This is a genomic window from Desulfomicrobium orale DSM 12838 (assembly GCF_001553625.1).
Classification (GTDB): Bacteria; Desulfobacterota; Desulfovibrionia; order Desulfovibrionales; family Desulfomicrobiaceae; genus Desulfomicrobium; species Desulfomicrobium orale.
Genome location: NZ_CP014230.1, coordinates 687,806 through 713,101, shown reverse-complemented (window position 1 = coordinate 713,101; position 25,296 = coordinate 687,806). Strand labels below are relative to the sequence as shown.

At 60.0% G+C, this 25,296-nt stretch carries 23 protein-coding genes; 12 read left to right on the top strand and 11 right to left on the bottom strand.

What is annotated here, in order from left to right:
* Positions 1-2: 2 nt before the first annotated feature.
* Genes AXF15_RS03175 through AXF15_RS03165 form a run of 3 tightly spaced genes read right to left on the bottom strand, consistent with a single transcriptional unit; the run spans position 3 to position 4,180 of the window.
* A complete protein-coding gene (locus AXF15_RS03175) occupies positions 3-638 on the bottom strand; it encodes a transglutaminase-like cysteine peptidase (RefSeq protein ID WP_236884816.1) in 636 nt (211 codons plus the stop codon).
* Between the two features lie 16 nt (positions 639-654).
* On the bottom strand, positions 655-1,983 hold the full coding sequence (locus tag AXF15_RS03170) for an HlyD family type I secretion periplasmic adaptor subunit (RefSeq protein WP_066603226.1): 1,329 nt from the start codon (positions 1,981-1,983) through the stop codon (positions 655-657).
* Complete coding sequence (locus tag AXF15_RS03165; RefSeq protein WP_066603224.1) at positions 1,976-4,180, bottom strand: type I secretion system permease/ATPase; 2,205 nt, start codon at positions 4,178-4,180, stop codon at positions 1,976-1,978. The genes AXF15_RS03170 and AXF15_RS03165 overlap by 8 nt, the downstream gene beginning before the upstream one ends.
* Positions 4,181-4,508: 328 nt before the next feature.
* On the opposite strand from AXF15_RS03165, the gene AXF15_RS03160 reads away from it, so the two are divergent.
* The 5 genes from AXF15_RS03160 (at position 4,509) to AXF15_RS03140 (ending at position 11,175) form a co-directional block, all read left to right on the top strand.
* On the top strand, positions 4,509-5,132 hold the full coding sequence (locus AXF15_RS03160; protein WP_066603222.1) for a VPLPA-CTERM sorting domain-containing protein: 624 nt from the start codon (positions 4,509-4,511) through the stop codon (positions 5,130-5,132).
* A gap of 266 nt (positions 5,133-5,398) precedes the next feature.
* The gene (locus tag AXF15_RS03155) at positions 5,399-6,181 is read left to right on the top strand and encodes a hypothetical protein (RefSeq protein ID WP_066603220.1); all 783 of its coding nucleotides are present in this window, start codon (positions 5,399-5,401) and stop codon (positions 6,179-6,181) included.
* 9 nt (positions 6,182-6,190) lie between these two features.
* Positions 6,191-6,945, top strand: a protein-coding gene (locus tag AXF15_RS13355; RefSeq protein WP_236884815.1) for an IS5 family transposase whose coding sequence is annotated in 2 segments (ribosomal slippage) — positions 6,191-6,524 and positions 6,524-6,945 — 756 coding nt in all. Because the reading frame shifts where the segments join, the coding sequence is not laid out codon by codon here.
* A gap of 47 nt (positions 6,946-6,992) precedes the next feature.
* On the top strand, positions 6,993-9,686 hold the full coding sequence (locus tag AXF15_RS03145; protein ID WP_066603213.1) for an Ig-like domain-containing protein: 2,694 nt from the start codon (positions 6,993-6,995) through the stop codon (positions 9,684-9,686).
* A gap of 157 nt (positions 9,687-9,843) precedes the next feature.
* Positions 9,844-11,175: a TolC family outer membrane protein gene (locus AXF15_RS03140; RefSeq protein ID WP_066603210.1), complete on the top strand. Its 1,332-nt coding sequence runs from the start codon at positions 9,844-9,846 to the stop codon at positions 11,173-11,175.
* A 142-nt stretch (positions 11,176-11,317) separates the two neighbouring features.
* Here the strand turns inward: AXF15_RS03140 and AXF15_RS03135 are convergent, their stop codons facing one another.
* The 7 genes from AXF15_RS03135 to AXF15_RS03095 form a co-directional block, all read right to left on the bottom strand.
* Positions 11,318-13,684 carry a methyl-accepting chemotaxis protein gene (locus AXF15_RS03135; protein ID WP_066603206.1) on the bottom strand — a complete coding sequence of 789 codons (2,367 nt, stop codon included), beginning with the start codon at positions 13,682-13,684 and terminating at the stop codon, positions 11,318-11,320.
* 525 nt (positions 13,685-14,209) lie between these two features.
* A protein-coding gene (locus tag AXF15_RS13350) for an IS5 family transposase (protein WP_211259002.1) occupies positions 14,210-14,970 on the bottom strand; the annotation gives its coding sequence in 2 pieces (ribosomal slippage) (positions 14,210-14,613 and positions 14,613-14,970; 762 coding nt in all).
* A gap of 76 nt (positions 14,971-15,046) precedes the next feature.
* A protein-coding gene (locus tag AXF15_RS13345; protein ID WP_236884814.1) for an IS5 family transposase occupies positions 15,047-15,813 on the bottom strand; the annotation gives its coding sequence in 2 pieces (ribosomal slippage) (positions 15,047-15,480 and positions 15,480-15,813; 768 coding nt in all).
* Between the two features lie 212 nt (positions 15,814-16,025).
* Positions 16,026-17,066: an asparaginase gene (ansA, locus tag AXF15_RS03110; protein ID WP_236884813.1), complete on the bottom strand. Its 1,041-nt coding sequence runs from the start codon at positions 17,064-17,066 to the stop codon at positions 16,026-16,028.
* Positions 17,063-17,812, bottom strand: coding sequence for a lysophospholipid acyltransferase family protein (locus AXF15_RS03105; RefSeq protein ID WP_066603196.1), 750 nt, complete (start codon positions 17,810-17,812; stop codon positions 17,063-17,065). Before AXF15_RS03105 ends, ansA begins: the two co-directional genes overlap by 4 nt.
* A 138-nt stretch (positions 17,813-17,950) precedes the next feature.
* Complete coding sequence (locus tag AXF15_RS03100) at positions 17,951-18,367, bottom strand: MarR family winged helix-turn-helix transcriptional regulator (protein ID WP_066603193.1); 417 nt, start codon at positions 18,365-18,367, stop codon at positions 17,951-17,953.
* Complete coding sequence (locus tag AXF15_RS03095; RefSeq protein WP_066603189.1) at positions 18,360-19,259, bottom strand: cation diffusion facilitator family transporter; 900 nt, start codon at positions 19,257-19,259, stop codon at positions 18,360-18,362. The genes AXF15_RS03100 and AXF15_RS03095 overlap by 8 nt, the downstream gene beginning before the upstream one ends.
* Positions 19,260-19,416: 157 nt before the next feature.
* Here AXF15_RS03095 and AXF15_RS03090 point away from each other — a divergent pair, with 157 nt between their 5' ends.
* The 3 genes from AXF15_RS03090 to AXF15_RS03080 are packed head-to-tail and all read left to right on the top strand — an operon-like array spanning position 19,417 to position 20,662.
* Complete coding sequence (locus tag AXF15_RS03090) at positions 19,417-19,683, top strand: hypothetical protein (protein ID WP_066603185.1); 267 nt, start codon at positions 19,417-19,419, stop codon at positions 19,681-19,683.
* On the top strand, positions 19,680-19,988 hold the full coding sequence (locus AXF15_RS03085) for a cupin domain-containing protein (protein WP_066603183.1): 309 nt from the start codon (positions 19,680-19,682) through the stop codon (positions 19,986-19,988). The genes AXF15_RS03090 and AXF15_RS03085 overlap by 4 nt, the downstream gene beginning before the upstream one ends.
* Positions 19,985-20,662, top strand: a complete 678-nt coding sequence (locus tag AXF15_RS03080) for a phosphoribosylanthranilate isomerase (protein ID WP_066603182.1) — start codon at positions 19,985-19,987, stop codon at positions 20,660-20,662. The genes AXF15_RS03085 and AXF15_RS03080 overlap by 4 nt, the downstream gene beginning before the upstream one ends.
* A 45-nt stretch (positions 20,663-20,707) precedes the next feature.
* Here AXF15_RS03080 and AXF15_RS03075 read toward each other — a convergent pair whose 3' ends face one another.
* A complete protein-coding gene (locus AXF15_RS03075) occupies positions 20,708-21,718 on the bottom strand; it encodes an MBL fold metallo-hydrolase (RefSeq protein ID WP_083517830.1) in 1,011 nt (336 codons plus the stop codon).
* 192 nt (positions 21,719-21,910) lie between these two features.
* Here AXF15_RS03075 and minC point away from each other — a divergent pair, with 192 nt between their 5' ends.
* The 4 genes from minC to AXF15_RS03055 all read left to right on the top strand — a co-directional run bounded on the left by minC (position 21,911) and on the right by AXF15_RS03055 (position 25,296).
* A complete protein-coding gene (gene minC, locus AXF15_RS03070; RefSeq protein ID WP_066603178.1) occupies positions 21,911-22,582 on the top strand; it encodes a septum site-determining protein MinC in 672 nt (223 codons plus the stop codon).
* A gap of 17 nt (positions 22,583-22,599) precedes the next feature.
* Entirely contained in the window at positions 22,600-23,406 is an 807-nt protein-coding gene (minD, locus tag AXF15_RS03065; protein ID WP_066603175.1) for a septum site-determining protein MinD, read from the top strand.
* A gap of 2 nt (positions 23,407-23,408) precedes the next feature.
* Positions 23,409-23,660, top strand: a complete 252-nt coding sequence (minE, locus tag AXF15_RS03060; protein ID WP_066603174.1) for a cell division topological specificity factor MinE — start codon at positions 23,409-23,411, stop codon at positions 23,658-23,660.
* Between the two features lie 361 nt (positions 23,661-24,021).
* Positions 24,022-25,296: an adenylosuccinate synthase gene (locus tag AXF15_RS03055; protein ID WP_066603170.1), complete on the top strand. Its 1,275-nt coding sequence runs from the start codon at positions 24,022-24,024 to the stop codon at positions 25,294-25,296.

Sequence of the window (25,296 nt, the reverse complement as noted above, 5' to 3'; positions counted from 1 at the left end):
CATTAGGGTTTCTTGGCCAGGGGAATATGGTTCCAGCGGGTCGTCTCGTTCAGGGAATACTGCGGGACGTAGTGCCGGTACTTGGTGTGCGGGAAGACCATGTCGGTCATGTTGTCCAGCACATGGACCTCGCCGTCCAGAAACACCGCCAGCACGGCGTGCCCGATGTTGCGGATGCGGTCCTTGAGCACCACGATGCGCAGCGCGCCGGGAGCAAAGCCCAGTTCCCGCAGGGCGAAGTACTTGATGATGGCGTAGTCCTCGCAGTCTCCCGATATCTTGAGAAATTCCTGCGGCGTGGCCCACCAGTCGGAAACGCCGTAGGCTTCTTCATCCAGCCGGTAGGGCCACTTGTTGAAGAATTCGTTGACCATTCTGATCTGCTCCAGAGGCTGCCGGTCCCGCGCACGGGCCATGATCCGCCGCCAGCTGGACGCGCCCGGCGGACACTGGCCGGAGCAGGTCTGAAAACGCCTGATTTCTCCTTCGGCTTTTTTGAGCACCCGCTTCCATTTCGGCAAAGCGTCGAAGTTTCCCCGGAAGGACGCGCTCTGGAACAGACGCATGGACGCCATGTCCGGCCAGGCCCGCGCAGGAAAAAAGAGGCCCGCCACCAGAAGCGCCGCAAGAACCGGCACGGCCGCCCGCAATGCCTTACCGCTCCCGCAAGGCGTTTTGCCGGGCTTTCAGAATGGGCTTGAGCAGATAATCCAGCACGCTCTTCTTGCCGGTCAGAATGTCCACGCTGGCGGTCATGCCCGGAATGATGGGCAGCGTCTCGCCCCGGTAGGTGATGGCCGCCGCCTGGGTGCGCAGTTTCACCTTGTAGAAGCTCTCGCCTTTCTGGTTTTCGATGGTGTCCGCGCTGATCTGCTCCACGGACCCTTCCAGACCGCCGTAAATGGAGAAATCGTAGGCCGTGATCTTGATCATGGCCTTCTGTCCCGGATGCAGAAAGGCGATGTCCGCAGGCTTGATGTTGGCCTCGATGAGCAGGGTGTCGTCCAGGGGCAGGATTTCCAGAATGGGCTCGCCCGGCTTGACCACACCGCCCGCGGTATTGAGGATGACCTGCTTGACCGTGCCCCGCACGGGGCTGCGCACATCGGTGCGGGTGACCCGGTCCTGTCCCGCCGACAGAGCGTGGAGCTTGGAGTTGAGCTCCACCTGATGCTGGTTCATTTCCTGAAGGGCCTGGGCCTTGAATTCGGCCAGCCTCTGATTCTGGCGTTCCTTGAATTCCTGGGCCGCCTGCTGGGTGCGGGGAATGCTCACGTTCAGGGTTTGCAGGTCGCCGCGCAACGAGCTGACCGTGCGTTCGAGACTCAGGTACTCCACCCGCGGGTACACGTTTTTCTCCATGAGCGGCCTGGCGATATTGAGCTGCTCCTGGGCCAGCTTCAGGTCGTTGGCCACCTGGTTGCGGCGGATGTTCATCTCGCTGGCTTCCTGGACCCGCTGGGTGTGCTGACTGCGCAGGATTTTCAGCTCCTGTTCGAGCTGATCCATGCGGGCCCGGTAAATGGCCATCTGGTCCGTGATGACTTTGGGGGCCTTGGTCTTCAGTTCTTCCGAGAAATCGGGATCGGTTCCGGTGGCCTCGGCGTGCAGCCGGGTGATGGCCCCCTGATGGGTCAGGGCCTGGCTGGCCATGTCCTTGAGGGTGCTTTGGGCCAATTCATTGCTGATGCGCACCAGAATGTCCCCTTTTTCCACGATCTGGTTTTCCCGCACCAGGGTCTCTTCCAGAATGCCGCCTTCCAGATTCTGGATGACCTGCACCCGCTGGGAGGGAATGACCTGTCCCATGCCTCTGGTCACTTCATCCAGTACGGCGAAATGCGCCCAGACCAGAAAAGAGGCCAGGAACAGACAGATGGTCAGAGACAGCACATAAGCGCCGCCGCGGCCACGGTTGTACATGGCGGCGTCCACTTCGCTCATGAATCCCAGTTCTTCTTCGGAATAGCGGCGTTTACGCATTTCCGCCTCCGCCGGGGTTTTTCTGCAGCTCGCCCAGCACCTTGTCGCGCGGGCCGTCGGCGACGATGCGCCCTTCGTCCAGCACGATGACGCGGGAGACCAGAGACAAAAGGGTGGGCCGGTGGGTGACGAGGACGAGGGTCTTGCCCTGCAGGGCCGAGGTCAGGCGGAGTTTGAGGATGGCCTCCACGCCCATGTCCATGGAACTGCTCGGCTCGTCCAGAATGACGATATCCGGGTTCAGAAGCAGGGCGCGGGCGATGGTTATGGCCTGACGCTGTCCGCCGGACAGGCTGAGCCCCCGCTCGCCCACCTGGAGATTGAATCCGGCCGGATTGCTTCTGATGAAATCCGTCACTCCGGCGATGGCCGCAGCCTTGAACAGGGCCTGGTCCCCGGCCTGGGGCGCGCCCAGAGTGATGTTTTCGCGTACGGTGCCCTGAAAAAGGAAGTTGTCCTGGGCCATGTAGCCGATTTTAGCCCTCAGGTCGGCCGGGTCCATCTGGCGGATGTCCAGTCCGCCGACCTTCACCGCGCCGCGCTGTGGCGTGTACAGGCCGGTGACAAGCTTGCCCAGGGTGGTCTTGCCCGAGCCCATCTTGCCCAGAATAGCCACCCGCTCGCCCTGGGCGATGTGCAGGCTGACATGGGACAGGCTGTTGGTCAGGGCTCCCGGATATTTGAAGCTCACGTCCTCGAAGGCGATGCTGGCCTTGAGGTCACGCTGCGCGGTGTGGCGCACCTCTTCCGGCCGTTCCCCGGGAATTTGCATGAGCACGTCCAGATTCTTCAGGGCCATGCGGCTTTGCTGCAACCGGGTCAGCATGGCGGCCACCGCTCCCAGAGGGCTCATGGCCCGGCCCACCAGAATGGAGCAGGCGATGAGGCCGCCCGTGGTCATCTGCCCTTCGGCGATGCGGTACACGCCCCAGATGATGACGCCGGCGTACACGATCTGGGTGGCGAACTGGGTGAAGGTCAGGGAAAAGGTGCTGATGGCCTTGGAGCGGATGGACGACTTGGCCCCTTGTCCGACGATCTGTTCCCAGCGGCCGAGCATGGGGCCCTCGGCCCGGGTGGTCTTCAGGGTTTCCAGACCGCTGACGGCCTCCACCAGCAGGGCGTTTTTCTGGGTGGACTCCCTGTAGCCGGTCTCGATGAAGTGCTTGAGCGGCCCCTGAACCAGCAGCCCGACGAGGATGACGATGGGTGCGCCCACGGCCGGGATGGCGGCCACGGGGCCTCCGATGACGGCGATGGCCAAAATGAACAGGACGAGAAAAGGCAGGTCCACCATGGCCAGCAGGGTGGTGGAGCTGAAAAATTCGCGCAGGGAGTCGAACTCCCGGATGTTGTTGACCAGCGCACCCGTGGATCCGGGCTTGTGGTCCATGCGCATGGACAGGACGTGGCTCATGAGCTTGCTGGCCACGAGGATGTCGGCGTTACGCCCGGCCACGTCCACGAAATAGCCGCGCAGATTGCGCAGGGCGAAATCGAAGAAAAAGGCCACGGCCACGCCGACGGCCAGAACCCACAGGGTTTCCAGGGCGTTGTTGGGCACCACCCGGTCGTAGACGTTCATGGTGAATACGGGCGAGGCGATAGCCAGGATATTGATGAACACCGAGGCCAGGATCACGTGCCGGTAGATGGGCAGAAAATGCAGGATGGTACCCCAGAACCACGCTTTGGTGTCGAAGATTTTGAGTTCCCTGGTCCAGGATTCCAGTTCTGCCTTGGGCCGGGCGAAGACGGCATGCCCGCTGTAGCTTTCCAGAAGTTTTTCCAGGGGCGTCTCGAATGGTGCGTCCGGATTTTCGGGCATGATGATGCGGGCCGAATCCTTGCGCAGTTCTGTCAGCACGCAGGCGTTTTCGCCCTGAAGGAGCAGGATACAGGGCAGATTGAGGGCCGGGATTTTCTCCAGTGGTTTGTGCACGATCTGGGTGTCCAGTCCTTCGCGGCGGGCCGTGCGGATGCAGGCATATGCCGTGGGGCCGTTCTGGGTGCGGGGCAGGCCTGTTTCCAGGGCCGTGACGCTGACCGGCTTGCCCATGAGTCTGGAGACGATGGACAGGCATCCCAGAAGCGGAGGGGTGGACGAGGCGCAATCGGCTGCGGACCGGGGGATGGCCTGATCCTGGGTTACGCTCACCCTGATAGAAGATTTTGCCGGTGTCTGGGTATCGCTCATAATGAATGCATGTATTGCTGTACTTCTCTTGGGAGTCGGGAATATCTTCCAAGATTATGCCCGCGGCTTGCCTCTTGCAAGAATAACATTCCGGGCGGCGGAGAGGCTATCCGGAAACAGAATATTGACGTGCAAAAAATATGACGGCCTGTCCTGCTGGGATTTTCCGGCCGGTATGGGGTTATCCGTCTGCCGCCGGAACATGTCTTGCGCCACACAAAAGTGTGAGACATATAATCATGCTTGACCAGCCTTTTTTTAGGGGTATGTCAAAAAAATATTTTTGAAAAATACAGTGGACAGATTTTGTCCTGATCAGGAGGGGTTTATGAGAACAATGGCCATGGCTGCCGTTTTGAGCTTGCTGCTTTTCACCGGTACCGGTTTTGCCGCCATGTCGATCAATCTGCCGGATTATGGCTCGTACTCAGGCATCGTAGACGCGGGCAACGCCCGGATCGGAGTGGGATTCAACTCCGCAGGTGAATTGGTTGGAGGTGACCATGGTGCCTTGCAAGTGACCAATGGCGGAGGCCAGTATTTCGATACCAAATTTATAGGCAATTATGCGAATGGGCAGGGTGCTCAGGGACCTGTAGGGATTACCCTGAGTCAGGCCGCGAACGCCTTTACCTTCACGGTCGGTGTCATTAACGCTGTGTGGCAACATCAGGCTGAGGACTTGTGGGTCAAAATATTCGACGATATGGGCCGTACTGAGGAATTCAATTACAAGCTGTATGCTCTTAATGGTGGTCTTTATCAGGCGTTCACTATTCATGGCAGAGACATTACCTCCTTCCGGAAGATTCTGTTTGGTCCCAACGGGGACAGAAGTGGCTGGGCTTATGGGAACATGGCCTTCACTCCTGCCGCTGTTCCGGTGCCTGCCGCAGTGTGGCTTCTGGGCTCCGGCCTGGCTGGTCTGGCCCTGGTCCGCCGCCGTCAGTAATATAACGCCTTTGTCCCGGTTTGACGTACAAGCCCGCCGTTTGGCGGGCTTTTTTATTTTTCATACTTGACCCTGAAGTATGATGGCAACATACCGGACTGCAAAGAGGTAGCAGGCAATTAAATCCTCCAAAAGTTCAGAGCATGCGGCGCGGCTGCGTACGCCGCAAAAACGCAGAATGCGGAGCAGGTGGGAGAGGAATAACAGCCTGACATGACTGGCGGTAATCAGGCGGCGGCCTGACGACGGATGAAGGAGGAAACACTATGGCTCAAAAAAGAATCACGACCCGGCCGGAACCGGGACAGCGTATGCTTGTCCGGGTGGAGCAGGGTCAGGATGTCGTGCTTGATATTGATCTGAGTACGGCCGACATTCAGGCCGACGGGCGGCAGATTGCCTTTTCATTTCCCGATGGCGGGCAGATCGTTCTCGATTTTACGGAACTGGGGACCGCTCCCTTGCCGAACATCGTTCTTGCCGACGGCACGGTGCTGAATGTTCAGGAATATCTGGCTTCTTTGAGCGGCGGCGATGTCGAGCCGGCCGCCGGCCCGGATGCCGATGGCGGTGGGCAGGGAAGCGGTGTGGGCGAATACCAGGACGACCCCGGCCAGACCATTCCGGGGGTGTACAAGCTGGATGGGCTGGACCCCCGGCAGTTTCTCTTCGAGCGCCAGAACGACCCTGACGGAGCCCGCGGAACGGACGCGTCCGGACTTGCGCCCAACGCTGCCGGCGGCAGCGCGTCGGTATATGAGGGCGGCGTCACCACGACGGGCAATTTTCTGGCCAACGATACCCTGAACGGCGCGTCTCTCGCCTCTGTCACGCATAACGGCGTCACATACACGCCCGAAGCCGGGCAATCCGTTCTGACCATTGATTCGGCGCGGGGCGGCGAACTGACCGTGGATTTTCTCACGGGCGCGTTTTCCTACGTCTCGCCCGGATCTCTCAACCATTCCGGCGGCGATTCTCTGCCCGAGGAATTTGTCTACACTCTAGGGTGTGTTTGCAAACTTTATAACCAGCGTGGTTTGGTGTAGCTTTTGGACATGTGTTATACCGATATTTCCGATGAAACCTGGCAACGGCTTGAGCCCGTTCTGCCGCTTGAGGGTTCGCCCAAAGGCGGCCGTCCGGCCAAAGATAAACGAACATTCATAAATGCAATCATCTGGCTGCTGCGCACCGGGGCTCCCTGGAGGGCCCTGCCGAAAGAGTATGGGTCATGGAATGCCGTGTATTCCCGCTTTCGGCGTTGGCAGATAAAAGGATCCTGGAAAGCAGTCTTTCTCGCTCTGGCGTCTGACCCCGATCTCGAAGCGGTGATGATTGACGGTACGTACATCCATGCCCACAAACATTCGGCTGGCGCAAAAGGGGGCAGCACAGACAAGCTCTGGGCCGCAGTCGCGGAGGTTTTACCTCCAAGCTGCATGCACAGGTAGACGCGCTCGGCAATCCTGTATCGTTTTTCCTTACAGGAGGTGAATGTGCGGATGTCAGTGTTGCGCCACAATTACTCGAAGGGGTTTGCAATTGTACTGTTATTGCCGATAAAGGTTATGACAGCGAGCCATTGGTTCAACTCCTTGAAGCAAAAGGCTGTACCGTAGTTATTCCTCCACGCTCAAATCGTAAAACACCTCGTCGGTATGATCGGCATCTTTATAAGGAACGGCACCTTGTTGAATGCTTTTTCAGTAAAATCAAAGAGTACCGCAGAGTGGCAACACGTTATGAAAAGCTTGCCCAGACTTTTCTTTCTTTCGTTTACCTGGCAGCTTCAATGATTTGGATCAAATAGTTTGCAAACACACCCTAGACGGCCCCGGCGGCACGAGCACGGGCACATTGACTCTGGACATTCTTGACACCGAGCCGGTGGCAAGGCCGGATACCAATTCCGTGCCCAAGGGCGGGGCTCCTGTCACCGGAAATATTCTGGGGAACGATACCCTGGCCGACGGTGCGACTCTTGTGCATGTCGGCGGGCGGGAATTCGGTCCTGACGGCACCATCACCATTGTCACAGATATCGGCGGAACGCTGGTCATCAGCCGGAACGGCGACTACACCTACACGCCACCCGCCGGGGCAGATCCTTCGGCCGGGCTGGAAGATGTGTTCAGCTATGGCCTGCGCGATGTTGACGGAGACGAATCTTCCTCCACGCTGACCATCAGCGTGACGGGGGCGGATCCGGCCGCTTCGCCCGATCACAATACTGTTCCGGAGGGCGGAAGCGCCGTTTCCGGGAATATTCTGAGCAACGATATTCTTGCCAACGGCGCGACCCTGACCTCTTTCGATGGCAGAACGTTTGACGCCAGTGGCGTTCTGATCATTACCACACCCCTTGGCGGTGTGCTCAGAATCCAGAGCAACGGTGACTACACCTATACGCCGCCGGCCAGTGCGGACCACTCGGCGTCCGAGTCTTTGCAGGAAGTATTCAACTATGTCCTGCGCGATACCGATGGCGGAGAATACTCGTCCACGTTGACCATCGATGTGACGGATACGGCTCCAACGGCTTCTCCCGACCACAATACGGTCCCGGAGGGCGGGAGCGCCGTTTCCGGAAACATCCTGGGCAACGACATCCTCGCGGACGGGGCGGCTCTGGCCACCTTCGACGGCAAAACATTTGATGGAAGCGGGGTGCTTGTTATCAATACGCCTTTGGGCGGTGTGCTCAGGATCCAGAGCAATGGCGATTACACCTATACGCCCCCGGCCAATGTCGATCCGGCAGGCGGGACCTTTGCGCGGGAAGTGTTCAATTATTCTCTCCTTGACCGCGACGGGGACGTAGCCCAATCCACTCTGACCATTGATGTGACGGATGTTGTGCCGCAACCCGAGCCTCCCGCGCCGCAGCCTCCTGTTCCGCCGCAACCTCCCGCGCCGGAGGTACTGCCGGACGTGGAGAATGTCACGGAAGGTGACCCGCCTGTTCGAGGAAACCTCTTCACGAACGATACCCTCACCGGCACGGTGCTGACCAGTGTTGGCGGACAGCCGGTGCCGCAGAACGGAACGCTTGTCATCAACACTCCCATGGGTGGGGTGCTGGAGATCAAGGCCAACGGGGATTACACCTATACTCCGCCTTCCAGTGCGGACCATTCGGGCTCCGATCCCTTGCCGGAAGTATTTAATTATATCCTTACGGATAGCGGCGGGGGCACGCATTCGTCCACGCTGACGATCAACGTGGCGGATGCCGCTCCGGTGGCGCGCCCCGATGACAACACTGTTAAAGAAGGCGCATCTCCCGTTTCCGGCACTGTGCTGGGCAATGATACTGTTGTGGATGACGCCACAATCACGGAGATCAAGGTCGACGGTGTGACGCATGTGTTTAATTCCGGTCAGCCAATCCAGACATTCAATACGATGGAAGGCGGAACACTGGAATTCAATTTCCGGACAGGCGAGTATACATACACGCCGCCGGACCACCTGGATCATTCAAACGGAGTGATCACTGAGCGGTTTGAATATACTTTGGTCGACAGGGATGGAGACTTTGACACTGCCACGCTGACCGTCACCGTCGAGGATACCAAGCCTGTGGCCAATGATGATCTGCATCGTTTTTCAGTGACGGCTCCCGAGATTGAGGTGCGAGGCAACGTTATTACCGGCATGGGGGCGGGGGGTGCGGATGATCCCAGCAAAGACACGCCTTTGAGAGTCGGGGGCTGGCATGATGGAGAAGAAGGGACAACCCCTGGATTTGATGGCCTCAAAATCGGTGAATGGCAAACCTTGGCTTCTGGAAACCAGTTTCGTTGGGATGATGCCAACGGACACTATACATACAAGGTCGTGTCTGATTCCAACTCATGGAAGACACTTTATGATTCTGTGACGCACACAGATATATCGCAGCTGAATATCAAGGCGGACGGCGTAAACGACCTCAGCCCAGCGCAGGATTTGTCTAGCAACTTTACGGGAGGATTACATAATGGGCCCAATGGGTTGGGTGTGCAAGATGAAGATCCCACTGTCGACCCTATGGCGGCCATTGATTTTCTTTTTAACCTTCCACATCTTGGTATCCAGGACCAATCGCTTATTGTTGATCTGGGCGGAAAGCATGGAGCCATCAAGCTCGGCTTGGCTCCAAACGAGGCTCCCGGTTATGGAAAAGGCGGCCAGTTTGTACTGGATCTTTACGACCAGAATGGCAATCTGATCGGTACGGACGACAATGGCGGACAGTTTTTTCTCGTTGGGGACTTCACATCCAATGCGGTGCGATTCTTCCAGGTGAACGGTCAGCCTGTTGTCGCCTCGCATGTCGGCATCAGGGCCATGCCCACCGAGGATCAGTGGGCGGACAGTAGTGCCAACGGTGGCGTGATGCCTTGGATTGGGGGTTATTCCTCGTCCTTTTATCTGAAGCATATCTCTGTGCACGACAGCTCCCAGGACGGCGGAGACAAGATCACGTATCAGATAACCGACTCGGACGGCTCAACCGATGCCGCCACGCTGACGCTGACGCCTTTGTATCACGGAGAAATACCTTGATTGTGGCTTGTGCTTTGGGATTTTGTGACTGATGAAAAGGGCAGAAATGTCTTTTTTGTTGCGAACGCGAGTCCGTTGGGATAACACTAATCATCCATTGTTACAGTACATTAACGTATGATAAATTAATTAATAAATTGCTGCCAAGGGGGCTGTGATGTTGAAAAAAATAGGGACCGCGCTGGTGCTGGCTTATCTGCTGCCCGGAGCCGCTTTGGCGGAGGACCAGATCACCATACATAAGACTGTTGTTGATACGCTCCGGTACGCACCCCGGCTGGAGATGATCAAGCATAACCGCGAGGCCGTGGAGCACGATCTGAGAAAATCCAGGGGCCTGTGGTATCCCCGGATCGATGTGCGGGGCGGCATCGGCACAGATGCCCACAGCAGCAGATTGACCCGTGCCGAAGACCGCGACAACGACTGGGACCGCCGTACCGAAGCGTCCGCCGTTTTGACGCAGCGTCTGTACGACGGCGGGGACGGATTCGGACAGGTGCGTCTGGACAAGACCCGTCTGGCTTCTCTTGACCACCGGGTTCTGGATAACGCCGAATCCCTGGCGCTGGACGCCATCATCGCCAATCTGGAAGTGTACCGGCAGCGGGAACTGCTGGCTCTGGCCGAAGAAAACGCCCAGGCCCACAAGTCCATCCTTTCTTCCCTGCAGGAGCGGGAAAAGGGCGGAGCGGGCAGCGCCGCCGACGTGAAGCAGACCCAGGCCCGGCTGGCCATGGCTCAGGCTTCTCTCTCCAAGGCTCACGCCAGCCTTCAGGCCGCCCTCTCCGACTATCAGCGCCTGACCGGCGTTTTTCCGGGGAAGATCGCTCTTGAGCCCTATCCGGGGGGAGTTCTTCCGAACACTCTGGAAGAAATGACCGCGCAGGCGGCCTCGGGCAATCCCAAGCTTGGTGCTGCCGCCGAGGACATAAACTCCGAAAGCGAGCGGGTGAGCATCGCTAAATCCAATTACCATCCGTATGTTTACGCTGAACTGTCCTCTTCCTATCAGGATGGCGTGGAAGATCAGGACCGGTGGAAAATGACCAACGCCGCCATGCTGCGTCTGAACTGGAATCTCTTCAACGGCGGTTCGGACATGGCAGCCGTCAAGGCGGCGCGGGCCCGGATGCGGCAGGCCCAGTCCGACCGTGAGGATCTGGTGCTGGCCGTCACGGATGAAACCCGGGCCACTTGGGCGCTGTACCATTCCGCCCTGAATGAGGTACAGGAATATACGAGCGCCGTGGAATTCAACCGGAGCACCAGGGGGATTTATCTGGAACAGTTCGGCGTTGCCCAGCGCAGCCTGCTCGATGTGCTGGATTCCGAGAACGAAGTGTTCCAGTCCGCCAGCCAGCTGGTGACGGCCAGGGTCAACGAGCACATCGCCGCGTACAAGCTCATGGCCCTTTCCGGCAAGCTGATCTCCTCGCTGCGCATTGATCCCGATCTGTACCAGAAGGGACCCGAGGTGCGGGATTGACGAAAAACCCGGCGCATATGAACTTCTCCGGGTAATCCCGGAGTTGCTGAAAAGAAAAAGGCCCGTGGAAAACCGCGGGCCTTTTTGCGTTCAGTGTTCAGCGGTCTTTTGCCGCCCGGCCGCATCCGCCGCCGGGGGACGCTCAGTTGGCGGATTCCTTCCAGGTGCTTTGGGCATGGAAGGCGTCGAGGATTTCAAAGAACTGCATGCGGGTCTTTTCCATTTCCTTCAGCAGGGCCACGCCCCTGTCCTGCTCATTTTTCCGGATGCAGACCATGATCTGGCGGGCGTAGTCGTGTATCCGTTTGTGGTGTTCCACCAGTCCGGGATAATGCGGGCTGTCCGTGAACTGCTGACCATCCGGTCCGAACAGCCACTGGCCGAAGGCGCATTCGTGGTCGGAAGCCACGGAGTCGGGATCGGCCTCCTGATGGCCGTTGATGACCGCCTCCAGCCGGGTACGCCACTGCATATGTGCGGCCCGGACCTTGGCGAGGTCAAAACTCGGCGGGCTGGTTTTGAACTGTCCGGTGAGCCGCTCCAGCCGTTCGGACAGGTCGGACAGGTCCTGAGCCTGAGCGTTCACCTGTACGGAGACGTCATGCACCTGCCGGACGCTCCGGCTGACATCCCCGATGTCGGCGGAGATTTCTCCGGTCACGAGAGTGGTGTTGGCCACATTTTCATTGACTTCCTGAATGCCTTGCGAGGCCTGCTTCAGGTTGGTCACGATCTCGAAGCTGGTGGCCGACTGCTCTTCCACTGCCGCCGCGATGACGGCGACGATTTCATTCACTTCACCGATAACTTTGGCAACCTGGCTGATTTCATGGACCGTATCGCCGGTGGTGGTCTGAATCGTCTCGATTTTACTCCTGATTTCTCCCGTGGCCTGGGCCGTCTGCCGGGCCAGTTCCTTGATTTCGTTGGCGACCACGGCAAAACCCTTGCCCGCTTCGCCCGCCCGCGCCGCTTCGATGGTGGCGTTGAGGGCCAGAAGATTGGTCTGCTCCGAAATCTCCGTGATCATTTCCGTGACTTTGCCGATTTCATTGACCGCGTTCCCGAGCAGATCGATCCGCTCGGCCGTTCCGTTGACTTCGGCCACCGCTTTCTGGGCGATATCCCGGGCGGTTTCCGAGTTGGAGGCGATATCCCGGACCGTGGCGGTCATTTCCTCCATGGAAGCGGCGACGGTATTGACATTTGTGGAGGCCTGCTCGCTGGCCGCCGCCACGGAGTTCATGTTACCGTTCATGCGTTCCGCGCCTTCGGCCACATGGGTTGTGCGGGTGGACGCGCTGGCCGCGTTGTCCGCCAGCTGCGTGGCCATGGAGTTGAGATCGGCGGAGGAAATCTTCAGGCTGTTGGTTCTGGTGCTCAGTTCGCTGATCATGCGTTCGAGCTGCTCGAAGAAACGGTTCAGCCAGCGGCCCAGTTCTCCGACTTCGTCTCTGGTGCTGACCGGCAGCCGCCTGGTCAGGTCTCCGTTGAATTCCCTGACAGCCGCTGTCATGGCGATGACAGGTCTGATCAGCAGGGTACCCAGCAGGGCGGTGAGGACGGACATGAGGATGGTCGCGCCAAGACCGGCGAGGAGCATATTTTTGAGCATGGACGTGAAGGGCCGCAGAACCTCGTCCTTCTCGATGACGCCGATCAGCTTCCAGTCCACTCCTTTGAGGGAGCTCATCTGGACATACCATGCCTTGCCGTCCATCTCCACTTCGGCCCGCCCTTCCTTCATGGCGTGGAGTTGCGCCAGCGCGGGCACGCCGGTCTCGCTCATCTTCTTCATGTTCATTTTTGCGTGCTTGGGATTGGCCAGAATGGTGCCGTCCCCCTGCACCAGAAGCACATAGCCCGTTTCCCCGAGGGGTGTATTGTGAATCAGTTCCGTGAGGGAGTGCAGGCTGACATCGATGGACACGCAGCCGACCGTTTCCTGCTCCGCGTTCTGGACCGTCATGGCGCAGGCCACCACGGGGCTGCCCGTCCAGGACAGATAAGCCGGAGACAGCACCACCTGCCCCGGAGCGCTCATGGCCTGCCTGTACCAGGGCCGGACTCGGGGGTCGAACCCGGAGGGTATGTCACTGTCCGAGGAGGAGGCGTACCCGCCCCATTTGGTGCCCATGTAGATTTCCGCGTATTCGGGGTGTCCTCCCTGCAACAGCGAGAAAAGCTCTTTCATCGCCAGTTCCGTGCGCCCTTTGGCGGAGTTCTCCCCACGACCTGCCGTCTGCGTACCGGCGTAGGAAGTGATGGAGTCGTCCGCGGCGCGCACTGCAGGCGCTTTTGAAAGAACGGCAATGCTTTCCCTGGCGCCGTCAAAGAATATATCGATGGCGCTTTCGATGAGCCTCATTTCTTTCAGGGACGAGGCGTAGAAGGTTTCAATGGCCGATTCCCTGCTGGCCACACCGACGACAACACACAATACACACGTCGTGACAAGGATTGTCGTGAAGAATGAGAGCAGCAGCTTCGTACGGATCGAGGTGAACATGGGCTTTCTCGTTTATGCGTGAAGATTTGTTGACACATGGCCTGGGGAAAATATGCGGAAACCGTCCCGCCCGGATAGGCAAAAAAGTTCAGAACCGGCGCGGACATGTTTCGCAGGGAAAGCGTATGCAATAAATGCGCTCAACTGTCTCCGGCGGCTGAAGTGATTCTCATGCAGGCTGGAAAGTGAGGACTGGCTTGTATCGGGCGGGATACATGTTTTCGAAGGCTGTTTTCCTTCAAGAGACGTCCGGCCGTATCGGGAAATTTCTGCACGGCGAACATGTTTTTGACGATTGATTCATCGATGAGGGGCGCGGATGCGCTGCTGGTCTGCCCGCCTGGAGCGGACTGGTTGTGACCGGGCCGTGAGGAGGAAAATACGCGACCTGTGCACGAAAGGCCGGGGGGCAGGACCGCCCTCGGACATGTCAGGGGGCGCGCGAATTTTGGCTGGCGAGGGAAATGGAGGGCTGGAGAAATCTTGCAGGACGGAGACGGTTTTGAAGACGCCTAGATGGTATCGTCAAATTATTTCTGCCCACAATGAGATACACCTGATTTGCACGGCGGCAAGGAAGGAGAGGCTTCGTTTTGCATAACGCGTGGCGATGCCACGCCATCTCTTGAGGTGAAGAAAGGCATTCTCGACCAAGTGCCGTACACGGTATAGTTCTCTGTCATAATCGCGTTGCTCCCTGCGATTTTTTCTGGGCGGGATGACGGGCTGGCAGCCGGACTCAACAGCCTTGTCTATAAGTTCATTGCTGTCATATCCGCGATCAGCCAAAAGCATCTCCGCGCTCAAGCCGTCAATCAATGCGCACGCTTCCTTGCAATCAGCTCTGGTACCTTCTGTAACAGCAACTCTGAGCGGCATACCATGCGCATCCACGGCCAGATGTATTTTGGTGTTGAGCCCCCTCTTGTACGGCTCATCGCCTGATTGCCGCCAACCGCTCCGGCAGCATGGGGATGCACTTTGCAATGGCTCGCATCAATCATCAGCCACTCATAGTCAGGCTCAACCATGAGCACTTCAAGGAGTTTTTCCCAAACACCCCGGTCACGCCAACGGCAAAACCGGCGATGGGTATTTTTCCAGTCCCCAAGGTCAGGAGGCAGATCACGCCATGGCGCTCCCGTCCGCAATATCCAGAACACCGCGTTAATAAACAGCCTGTTGTCTCCGGCCGGGTGACCAACGCTCCCCTTTTTGCCAGGGAGATGCGCCTGTATGTTTTCCCAAACTCTGTCAGAAATATCGTGTCGTCGATGTGCGTACATAGCCCCTCCTGTCATACATGAAGAGGTGTTGCCATATTATTCATAGTTTGACGACACTATCTAGGTTCAGGCCTCATTAAATGAGATAGAAAATGAGGGAAGCCGCGAGGCACAGAGCTGAAAAGAAGGTATGCGCGCAGCGGTCATAACGCATGGCAATTCTGCGCCAGTCCTTGATCCTGCCAAACATGATCTCGATCTTGTGCCGCTGTTTATACAGATCGTTATCGTACGAGCAGGGTCTCTTCCGGCTCCTTCTGGGCGGGATGCAGGGCGTAATGCCTCTGGCGCGCAGGGCATCACGGAACCAGTCGGCGTCATAACCACGATCCGCCAGCAGCTCTCTGGCCTCGGGCAAAGCATCTATGGCATCCATAAGCAGGGCGGCTCCTTTGTAGTCGCTTACCTGGCCTTCTGTGAGCTTCATGGCCAGAGGCCTGCCGTGACCGTCGCAAACAGCATGGAGTTTGGAGTTCAGGCCGCCCTTTGTGCGTCCGATGCAGCGGGAAAGAGCCCCTTTTTGAGTAAGCTTGCGGCGGTACGATGCGCCTTGAGGTGGGTTGCATCGATCATCAATCGTCCATCTTTTCCCGCTGTTTTTGCCAATTCGGTAAAAATATTGTTGAAGACGCCCATCCGGCTCCAGCGCAAAAAGCGGTTGTACAGCGTTTTATACGGGCCATACTCACGCGGTGCATCTTTCCATTGCAGGCCATGTTTGATGACATAAATGAGTCCGCTGATGACTTTCCGGTCATCGACCCGCGGAATACCATGTGATCGTGGAAAGAAGGGCTTGATACGTTCGAGTTGTTCGGCAGAAAGGTAGAAAAGTTGGCTCATGACGTCCTCCCTGAGCACAACTAACCAACTTTCCTGATTTTTACAATTAATGAGGCCTGAGCCTAGATTGCATCGCTTAGCCGGACAGCAATGGAGCCTGATTGGTATTTCTCCGGATCATGCTGAGGATGCTGCGTATCAGCTCCATGGTGCCTCGTGAAGGAACAGGCAGTAGATAGGGCCGCAGCGAGCGGGATATTCTCCGGCCGTGCTCACAGATGTGGGGCGCATTCGAGGGATTCGTCTTCGGTCAGTTCGCCGCGCAGATTCCTGGTCATTTGCATGCGTATTTCTTCCGGCGGAAGCCCCAGACTGAACAGGTAAATCATTTTGGTCAGAGCCGCTTCCGGGGTCATGTCCGCTCCGGACGCCACGCCGCAGGCGGCCAGAGCGGACCCGGCCTGGTAGCCGCTCTGGTTTACCGCGCCCCGCAGGCATTGCGTGCAGTTGACGATAACCACGCCCCGGCCGCAGGCTTCGGCGAGGACGGCCATGAGCTCTCGGTCGTCCGAAGGGCCGTTGCCCATGCCGTACGTTTCGAGCACCAGCCCTTGCAGGGGGGAGCGCAGCACGTTGGCGACCAGCTCCGCGGAAATGCCGGGGAAGAGCCGCAACGCGCCTACACGGGCTTCGGACAGGGCATGGATGGTCAGTTTCCTGGCCGTTTCGGGAGGCACGCACGGCCGCCGGGTACGGATGGTCACCCCGATAGTTCCCAGGTCCGGGTAGTTGGGGGAATCAAAGGCCTGAAAGCCCGCCGCATCCACCTTGGTGGCCCGGCAGCCGCGCAACAGACGGTTGCCGAAGCACAGGCAGACTTCGGGCACGGGGGCCTGGGCGATGATCATCAGGGCGGTGATCAGGTTGTCCCGGCCGTCGCTGCGGATTTCGCACAAGGGGATCTGGGAGCCGGTCAGGATGACGGGCTTGTCCAGCCCTTCCAGCATGAACGGCAGGGCCGAGGCCGTGTATGCCATGGTGTCCGTGCCGTGGATGACGATGAATCCGTCGAATCCGGTGTAGAGTTTCGCGATATCCCTGGCGATGATCTGCCAGTGCCGGGGGCCCATGTTGGAGGAATCCAGCAGCGGCTCGTATTCCCGGATGATGTAGGCGGGTACTTCGGGAGCGGAAAAATCGGGCATGGAGGCCATGAGTCTGCTCAGATGCCCGGGCTCGGGGGCGTAGCCGTCGGGCGTGGGCTTCATGCCGATGGTGCCGCCGGTGTACAGGATGGCCACCCGTTTTTTCACGGCATCTTCCATCCGGCCAGCTTCCAGTGGATGAACTCCATTACCTCTTCATGCTCGCTTTTGCCCGAACCGTGAACATGCAAGGGGACGCCGAAGGCGAAGCGCGCCGGGAGTTCCGGGCGAATGGGGCCGTAGTCCTTGCAGAGAGTGCCTATGCCCCAGGCGTCGGTTTTGAGAGCCAGGGGCAGAATCGGCACTTCGGCTTTTTTGGCCAGCTTGACGCCGATGGAATTGAAGGCCTGGCGGTTCAGCTCCATGGTGCGTGTGGTCTGGGGAAAGACGATGACGGAAAGCCCCGCCCCCAGACGCTTCGTTCCTTCCTCCATGACCGTCTTGAAGTCCTCGCGCGGATTGGTCCGGTCCACGACGATGGGCGAGATGGAATTGATGACGCGTCGGAAGACCGGGTAGGTGGTCAGGCTGCGCTTGAGCACGAAGGTCACGGGTTTGATGGGGGCCAGCAGCCCCGGCAGAATGAAGGTCTCCAGAGTGGACATGTGGTTGGCCACAATGACGCAGGGGCCGGGAAGATCGGCGAAGGCTTCCAGATTTTCCACATGGAAGCGCAGGCCGCAGGCTTCGCAGCCGCGCCGGAAGGTCAGGCTGTCTTCGGCCCATTGCCCCATGGAATAGCCGTTTCGGGTCCGCCATGCGGCCCGGAAGACAATGGCCATGGTGCGGGCGTAAAAATTCAGTGTGGGCCAGATACGGGCCGGAAGGGCTGTGTTTGCGGGTGCTGTGTTCATGGCGAGGCTGGTTTGCGGGTTTGGCCCTGACGGGCGGTGCGTAAGGACGCTACCCGAAAACGCGGGCCAAGAAAAGCCGACGTCCCGGCTGGCGGGTCGGGACGCCGGCGGCATCTGCGGGGGCACGGCCTTTCGGGTTTACAGCACCTGGAGCAGCTTGGCGAGAATGTCCTGAAGCTGCCGCGTTTCCTCCGGAGTCAGGGCCGCCTGCAGGTCACGGGTCAGGTGCAGGTGGTGATTCTGATGCTCCTGATGCAGGGCCTGCCCGGCCTCGGTCAGGGTGACCAGAATGGAGCGGCGGTCTGTCTCGTGAGGGATGCGGGCCACCAGACCCTGCTTTTCCAGACGGTCCACGTTGACGGTGAGGGTGCCGGTGGTGATGCCCATTTTTGCGGCCAGTTCCTTCATGCGCAGCGGACTCTGCTGGCCCAGAATGGCCAGAGTGTGCATCTGGGGCAGAGTGATGGCGCTGTCGCGGACCACGGCCTGTTCCCAGGAAGAGAATTTTTCATAGAATTCGATGAGCAGATCGCTCAGCTCTCCGGTCTCATGCATGGCTCGCCTCCACCTGACATTCCGCGCTGGAGCGGACCTCCACCGTGACGCGTGCGAGGCCCGGAATCTGGGCCAGCAGATTCCGGTAATGCTCCGGCGGCCGGGGGCTCGGGTCTTCGACGGTCAGTTGCGCGGCCAGCCCGGCGGCTCCCACGCTCCATACATCCAGACGGTGGACCCTGGTCCGGCCGTCGGTTTCCAGACGCTGGCGCATGTCCCGCAGGAGGGACCGGTCCGCGCGGTAGTCCAGCAGCACGCGCGATGTTTCGCGGAGCAGCCCCAGAGACCACTGTCCCACCAGCAGGGCTCCGGCCATGCCCATGAGCGGGTCCAGCCAGGCAAGTCCCAGGAATTTTCCGGCCAGCAGGGCGAAAATGGCCAGGATGGAGGTCAGGGTGTCGGCCAGAACGTGCATGTAGGCCGCTTTCAGATTGTGGTCGTGGGCGTGCAGATGGTCTTCATCCCGGAGCATCCAGACGCTGACCAGATTGACGGTGAGTCCGAGAACCGCCACCGCCGCGGCCTGGGCAAAGGCGATGTCCACGGGAGTGAAGAAGCGCATGACGGATTCCGCGCCCATGTACACGGAAACCAGAAGCAGCCCCACGGCGGATGCGAATCCGGCCAGGGTGTTGATCTTGCCCGCGCCGAAAACGAGATCCGGGTTGTCGGCGTTCTTGCGGGTATAGATGTAGGCGAACCAGGCCACGGCCATGGCTCCGGCATGACTGGCCATATGCCAGCCGTCGGCCAGCAGAGCCATGGAGCCGAACAGCCAGCCGGAGAAGATCTCCACGGCCATGGTGACGACGGTCAGCCAGAAAACAAAGCGGGCGCCGCGTTCTCCGTGGTCGTGATCGTGGTGGCAGTGGGAATGGTGATGATCGTGCATGGCGGTTTCTCTTGGGTATCGTAATGTTTGTATATCAAAATAAATATGCTCAAGCATCTTGTCTGTCAAATTAAATTCAGGATGTGTGTGAAAGGGCCGGATTGACATTCAGGGCGGGCTTTGAAAATCCCGCAGAAATTACTTCAGGAGGCGGACAGTGCAGGACAAGGAAGGCGTTTATTACTACCCGTACCCCAACAACAAACGCATCCGCATGTATGTGCGGGAGCAGGACGGCGTCATTGAATTCCGGCTCAGTAATGCCGATTATCCGGAAATCTGGGAGCGGCACGGCTGGCTGGACATGGACATCATCCGGCGCGGGGCGCAGATGTTCGCCGAACGCAAGGCCCACGGCGATCCACTCAAGATCTACGATCTGGAAACGGCGCGGTATCTTCTGCGGGAAGCGGGGAAAAAATGACGCAGCCCGGGCCGGAAGCCATCCTGTGGACAAAGGATGTGCGGGTCCGGATCATGCCGCTCGATCCGGAAGAGTCCGTGCCCTGGCATGTGCATGGCGAGGTCACAGACCACATGTGCTGTCTGTCCGGGCGAATTTGCGTGCATGCGGCCGAGCCGGACGAGGAGTTCCGGTTTGCGTCCGGCCAGCGCTGCTCCATTCGTCCCGACCGTCCGCACCGGATGGCCGCACTGGCAGGAACGGCGACGTATCTTCTGGTGCAGGGCGTGGGCGAATACGATTTCCAGCCGCTTTCGCGTTCATGAACATTTTCCGCCCCGGCCTGATTCAGGTGGCCGGTATCCGCTCGGTGGAGGAAGGCCGCATGGTGCTGGACCGGGGAGTGCATCTGCTCGGCTTTCCCCTGCGTCTGCCCGTGCATGCCGAGGACGTGTCCGAAGACCGGGCCCGTGAAATCATTGGCGTTCTTGGCCCGTCACGCTGCGTGGTCATCACCTACGAGGACGATCCGCGCCGTCTGAAGGACCTGTGCCGCTTTCTGAACGTGCGCACAGCCCAGGTTCACAGCCCTGTTTCTCCAGACGTGCTGGCCCGGATGAAAGCAGGTGGTCTCGCCCTCATAAAAAGCTATGTGGTGGGGCGGGACAGCCTGCCACCGGAGGAGTTTGTCCGGGCCTACGCGCCCTTCTGCGATGCCTTCATCACCGATACCTTCGATCCTGCCTCCGGGGCCAGCGGAGCCACCGGCCGGGTGCACGACTGGGCCGTCAGCGCGGAGCTGGTCCGCTGTTCTCCGCTGCCGGTGCTGCTGGCCGGAGGGTTGCGGCCGGAAAACGTGCGCGCGGCCGTCGCCGCCGTGGCTCCAGCGGGAGTGGATGTGCACACCGGCGTGGAAGACGCTTCCGGTGTCAAGGACTCCGGGTTGGTGGCCGCCTTCGTGTGGGAGGCCCGGGCCGGGTTCGCCGGGCTGGCGCCCTGAACCCTCCGCATCATTTCGAGGCCGCAGAAACGCAGGGCCCGGCATTCAGTCCTCCAGAATATCCACGCTCTGCCCGTGCCGCAGCACGAAAAATTCTTCCGGCGGGATGCCCGCCTGTTCTCTGGCTTCGGCCAGATCCGCGGGCGGCTGGTCCAGCGGTTCGTCCGTGATGCCGTGAAAAGTTCCCCAATGAATGCCCAGACTGCGCCGGGAGCGTATGTCCCGGTGAACCTGCACCGCCTCTTCCGGGTTGATGTGCTGATTGTGCATGAACCAGCGCGGCTCGTAGGCCCCGATGGGAATGGCCGCCAGGTCGAAGGGGCCGTACAGGCGGCCGATATCCCGGCAGGCCGCGGAATATCCCAGGTCTCCGGCGAAGAAAAAGCGCATTCCGGCCGAGAGCAGGGCGAAGCCGCCCCACAGGGAACGGTCCGTGTCCCAGAGGCCGCGTTTGCTCCAATGCTGTACGGACACGAAGCACACCTCCAGCCCCGTGCCGGAGTCCGCCGGAAGGCGCTCGTCCCAGTCCATGGACCGGACCTGCGCGTGCGGCACGCGGGTAGCGAACCATCTTTCCAGCCCTCTGGGGACGGCGAACAGAGCATCCGGATTGCGCGCCGCCAGCGCACGCACGCTGGGCAGATCAAGGTGGTCGTAGTGGTTGTGGGAAATGAGGACCATGTCCACGCCGGGCAGTTCGTCCAGACCGAGCCCCGGCGGCTGCCATCTGCGGGGGCCGAGGCCGGGCACGGGCGCGGCGCAGGCGGAAAAATGCGGATCCGTCAGGATGTTCAGCCCGGCCATCTGCACCAGCAGGGTGGAATGCCCGATCCAGGTCACGCGGCCCCTGGGTGCGCCGGAGTGGATACGTTCCAGGTCCGGCGGCACCGGCGACAGGTCCGCCCTGGGCGGTGCGGGGAGCCCCTGCCTGCGGCGTTCCCGGTTCCAGCGCAGGAGATCTCGCAGGCCGGGGCGGCCATGCGGGTATCTGTTGCGGAAAACAGGGCCGGACGCGCGGAGAATGCTCCGGGACAGGCTGGCTTGTTGTTTCGTCACGGCGTTGGTGATTCCGGGCTGTAATGCATGGAGCCTTCCGGCCGGCGGCTTTGTCTTTTCATGTTGCTCGCCGGTTCGGGAGCGAACGGCGGAAAAAGGCCCCGCCCCCGGCCCTTGTGCTTGGCGGAGTCTGGCTGTACACCGGCCCATCATGACCGCCGTCAGCCATCTTTTCATTTCAAGGATAGTTCCGTGCCGTCTTTCGAGATAAAGGGCAAGGTCGCGCCCTGTACTCTCTTTCGCCCCCTGACCACCAACCTGGCGGTTTTGACCCGCGACGTGGAGAAACGTCTGGGAGAAACGCCGGAATTCTTCCGGAACATGGCCGTCATTGTGGATTTTTCCGCTCTGGGCCAATTGCGCGAAGGGATGGACCTGACCGGGCTGGTGCGCCTGCTGCGGGAAAAAGGGATGATGCCCGTGGGCATTCAGGGCGGCAACGAATTTCACGAGCGCCTGGCTCCCAATCTTCATCTGGGAGTGTTCCCGGAAGGACGCCAGTCTCCGGCCCGGCCCGCTTCCGGCGAGAAGGCGGGTCATGAAACCCTGGTGGTGGACAAACCCGTGCGCTCCGGCCAGCAGATATACGCCCGGGGCCGGGATCTCATCGTACTCGCCCCCGTCGGACCGGGGGCGGAAGTCATCTCCGACGGAAATATCCATGTGTATGCCGCTCTGCGCGGCCGGGCCCTGGCCGGAGTCATGGGCAACGAAAGCGCGCGGATATTCTGCCGGGAACTGCGCGCGGAACTGGTCTCCGTGGCCGGGCTGTACCGGGTCAGTGAAGATATGCCGCAGGAAACGCTCGGCGGGCCGGCCCAGATCCGTCTGGCCGGGCGGCAGCTGCTGATCGAATCATTTTGACAGGACCAGGAGGGACTGTGGGGAAAATCATCGTTGTGACTTCAGGCAAGGGCGGAGTGGGCAAAACCACGTCCAGCGCGTCTCTGGCCACGGGACTGGCCCGCCGGGGCATGCAGGTGGCGGTGCTCGATTTCGACGTGGGCCTGCGCAATCTCGACCTCGTCATGGGCTGCGAACGCCGGGTGGTGTATGATTTCGTCAATGTCATCCAGGGGGACGCCACGCTGCATCAGGCGCTGATCCGGGACAAGCGCGCGGAGAATCTGTACATCCTGCCCGCGTCCCAGACCAAGGACAAGGAAGCCCTGCGTATGGACGGCGTGGAAAAGGTGCTGGACGAGCTGTCCGGACGCTTCGATTTCATCATCTGCGATTCGCCTGCGGGCATCGAGCACGGCGCGCTCATGGCCATGCATTTTGCCGACGAGGCCATTGTGGTGACCAACCCGGAAGTGTCCTCGGTGCGGGATTCGGACCGGGTGCTGGGGCTTTTGCAGAGCAAGACCAGGAAGGTGAAGGACGGCGGCAGCGTGAAGGAGCATCTGCTCCTCACCCGTTACGACGCGGAAAGAGTGGCCAGGGGCGAGATGCTCAGCGTGGCCGATGTGGAGGAAATTCTGGCCATTCCCCTGCTTGGCATCATTCCCGAGTCCAAATCCGTGCTGGCCGCATCCAATTCCGGCGAGCCGGTCATTCTCGACGAGGAGAGCGACGCGGGCCAGGCCTACGCCGATGCCGTGTCCCGCCTGCTGGGCGAAGATGTGCCCCACCGGTTTGTCACGCCGTCCAAGAAGGGCTTTTTCGCCCGCATTTTTGGAGGCTGACCATGAGCATATTCAGTTACTTCCGTTCCAAGAAAAGCAGCGCCGAGGTGGCCAAGAACCGCCTGCAGATCATCGTGGCTCACGAGCGGGCCCAGAACGGCGGCTATGAATTCCTGCCGCGCCTGCGCCAGGAACTTCTGCTGGTGGTGCAGAAATACGTGCATGTGGAACTGGAGCATATCAAGGTGGACGTAAACCGGGATGGAGACTGCGAAGTTCTGGAATTCAACGTCACCCTGCCGGACAAGCGCTGACCGGCGGGTACAATCCCGCCGGAGGAACGGTCCGGGCGTCTGGCCCCGGATCTGTTTTCAGGCCGGATTGCGGATAATGCCCGCGATCCGGTCTGTTTTTTGGGCAGTACAAGGCAAAGTCCGGAGAGCCGGAATGCCGGGAACTGACTGACTTCCATCCGGCCATCATTCCCGGGCCGGTGAGTCCCTGCCGGAACATCCGTTTCTGTGGCCGCATGGTCGTGCTGCCGGGTCGTGCCGGGTGCGGGGAAATGGACATTCAGGCCGGTATAAATTGACACGTTGCCCGCGCCCCCGTAAGAAAAGAAGCCATTTGCCATTGCGTTCAGGAGCGCCACATCCAGCAAGGAGAAACGGATTCATGGCAAACATCATAGTCATGGGAGCCCAGTGGGGCGACGAGGGAAAAGGAAAGATCGTCGATTTGCTGACCACGGAAGTCGGGGCCATCGCCCGGTTTCAGGGTGGGAACAACGCCGGGCACACGCTGGTGGTGGGAGGCAGGAAGACCATTTTACACCTCATCCCGTCAGGCATCCTGCACCAGGACAAACTGTGCCTCATCGGCAACGGCGTGGTGCTGGATCCTTTCGTCTTCTGCCAGGAACTGGACCGGCTGGCCGCAGCCGGTGTGGATGTGAGCCCGTCCCGGCTGCTCATCAGCAAGAAAACGCACATCATCATGCCTTACCACCGGGCCATCGATGCGGCCCGCGAACAGTTCAAAAGCGGATCCGAGAAGATCGGCACCACGGGCCGGGGCATCGGGCCGTGTTATGAGGACAAGGCTGCGCGCATCGGCATCCGGGCGGCCGATCTGGCCGACGAGGCCCTGCTCCGCCGCAAGATTGAAAACGCCCTGGTGGAGAAGAACGCCCTGCTGCACGGGCTGTACGGTCAGGAGCCGCTGTCCGCTGAAAATATTTTTGCCGAACTTCTGCCCGTGGCCAGACGCCTTACGTCCTACCTCGGCGACGTGTCCGCGGCCATCCAGGCCCATCAGGACCGCGGGGTGCTCTTCGAGGGGGCTCAGGGCACGCATCTGGACATCGACCACGGCACCTATCCTTTCGTGACGTCCTCCAATACCGTGGCTGGCAGCGCTTCGGCCGGAGCGGGCTGTACGCCGCGCCTCTTCGACCGCGTGGTGGCCATCGTCAAAGCCTACACCACGCGGGTGGGCGCGGGACCTTTCCCTACGGAGCTGTCCGATGGCCCCGGCGAGTACATGCAGAAGCAGGGCGCGGAATTCGGAGCCACCACCGGGCGGCCGCGCCGTTGCGGCTGGCTCGATCTGGTGGTGCTGCGCGAGTCCCGGCGTCTGAACGGCCCGACGGAAATAGCCCTGACCAAGCTCGACGTATTGGGTGGTCTGGATGAACTGCGCCTGTGCGTGGCCTACCACTACAAGGGGGCCGAGCTGGCGTATCCGCCGCAGGAAGAGAATGCCATGGCCCACGTGGAGCCCGTCTACGAGACCATGCCCGGCTGGACCGGGGATATTTCCGGCTGCCGCGCCTACGGCGATCTGCCGCAGGCCGCCCGCGACTATATCGGCCGTATCGAGGAGCTTCTGGGCATCCCCGTGCGCATTGTCTCTGTGGGACCGGACCGGGATCAGACCATTCTGCGCTGA

What these genes read in the sequence shown, in the direction of transcription:
- AXF15_RS03105 (WP_066603196.1), bottom strand. Translation starts at nt 17,812, where the DNA reads ATGAACACAGCACCCGCAAACACAGCCCTTCCGGCCCGTATCTGGCCC.
- AXF15_RS03055 (WP_066603170.1), top strand. Translation starts at nt 24,022, where the DNA reads ATGGCAAACATCATAGTCATGGGAGCCCAGTGGGGCGACGAGGGAAAA.
- AXF15_RS03170 (WP_066603226.1), bottom strand. Translation starts at nt 1,983, where the DNA reads ATGCGTAAACGCCGCTATTCCGAAGAAGAACTGGGATTCATGAGCGAA.
- AXF15_RS03165 (WP_066603224.1), bottom strand. Translation starts at nt 4,180, where the DNA reads ATGAGCGATACCCAGACACCGGCAAAATCTTCTATCAGGGTGAGCGTA.
- AXF15_RS03135 (WP_066603206.1), bottom strand. Translation starts at nt 13,684, where the DNA reads ATGTTCACCTCGATCCGTACGAAGCTGCTGCTCTCATTCTTCACGACA.
- AXF15_RS03100 (WP_066603193.1), bottom strand. Translation starts at nt 18,367, where the DNA reads ATGCATGAGACCGGAGAGCTGAGCGATCTGCTCATCGAATTCTATGAA.
- AXF15_RS03080 (WP_066603182.1), top strand. Translation starts at nt 19,985, where the DNA reads ATGAACATTTTCCGCCCCGGCCTGATTCAGGTGGCCGGTATCCGCTCG.
- minE (WP_066603174.1), top strand. Translation starts at nt 23,409, where the DNA reads ATGAGCATATTCAGTTACTTCCGTTCCAAGAAAAGCAGCGCCGAGGTG.
- AXF15_RS03095 (WP_066603189.1), bottom strand. Translation starts at nt 19,259, where the DNA reads ATGCACGATCATCACCATTCCCACTGCCACCACGATCACGACCACGGA.
- AXF15_RS03160 (WP_066603222.1), top strand. Translation starts at nt 4,509, where the DNA reads ATGAGAACAATGGCCATGGCTGCCGTTTTGAGCTTGCTGCTTTTCACC.
- AXF15_RS03140 (WP_066603210.1), top strand. Translation starts at nt 9,844, where the DNA reads ATGTTGAAAAAAATAGGGACCGCGCTGGTGCTGGCTTATCTGCTGCCC.
- AXF15_RS03155 (WP_066603220.1), top strand. Translation starts at nt 5,399, where the DNA reads ATGGCTCAAAAAAGAATCACGACCCGGCCGGAACCGGGACAGCGTATG.
- AXF15_RS03085 (WP_066603183.1), top strand. Translation starts at nt 19,680, where the DNA reads ATGACGCAGCCCGGGCCGGAAGCCATCCTGTGGACAAAGGATGTGCGG.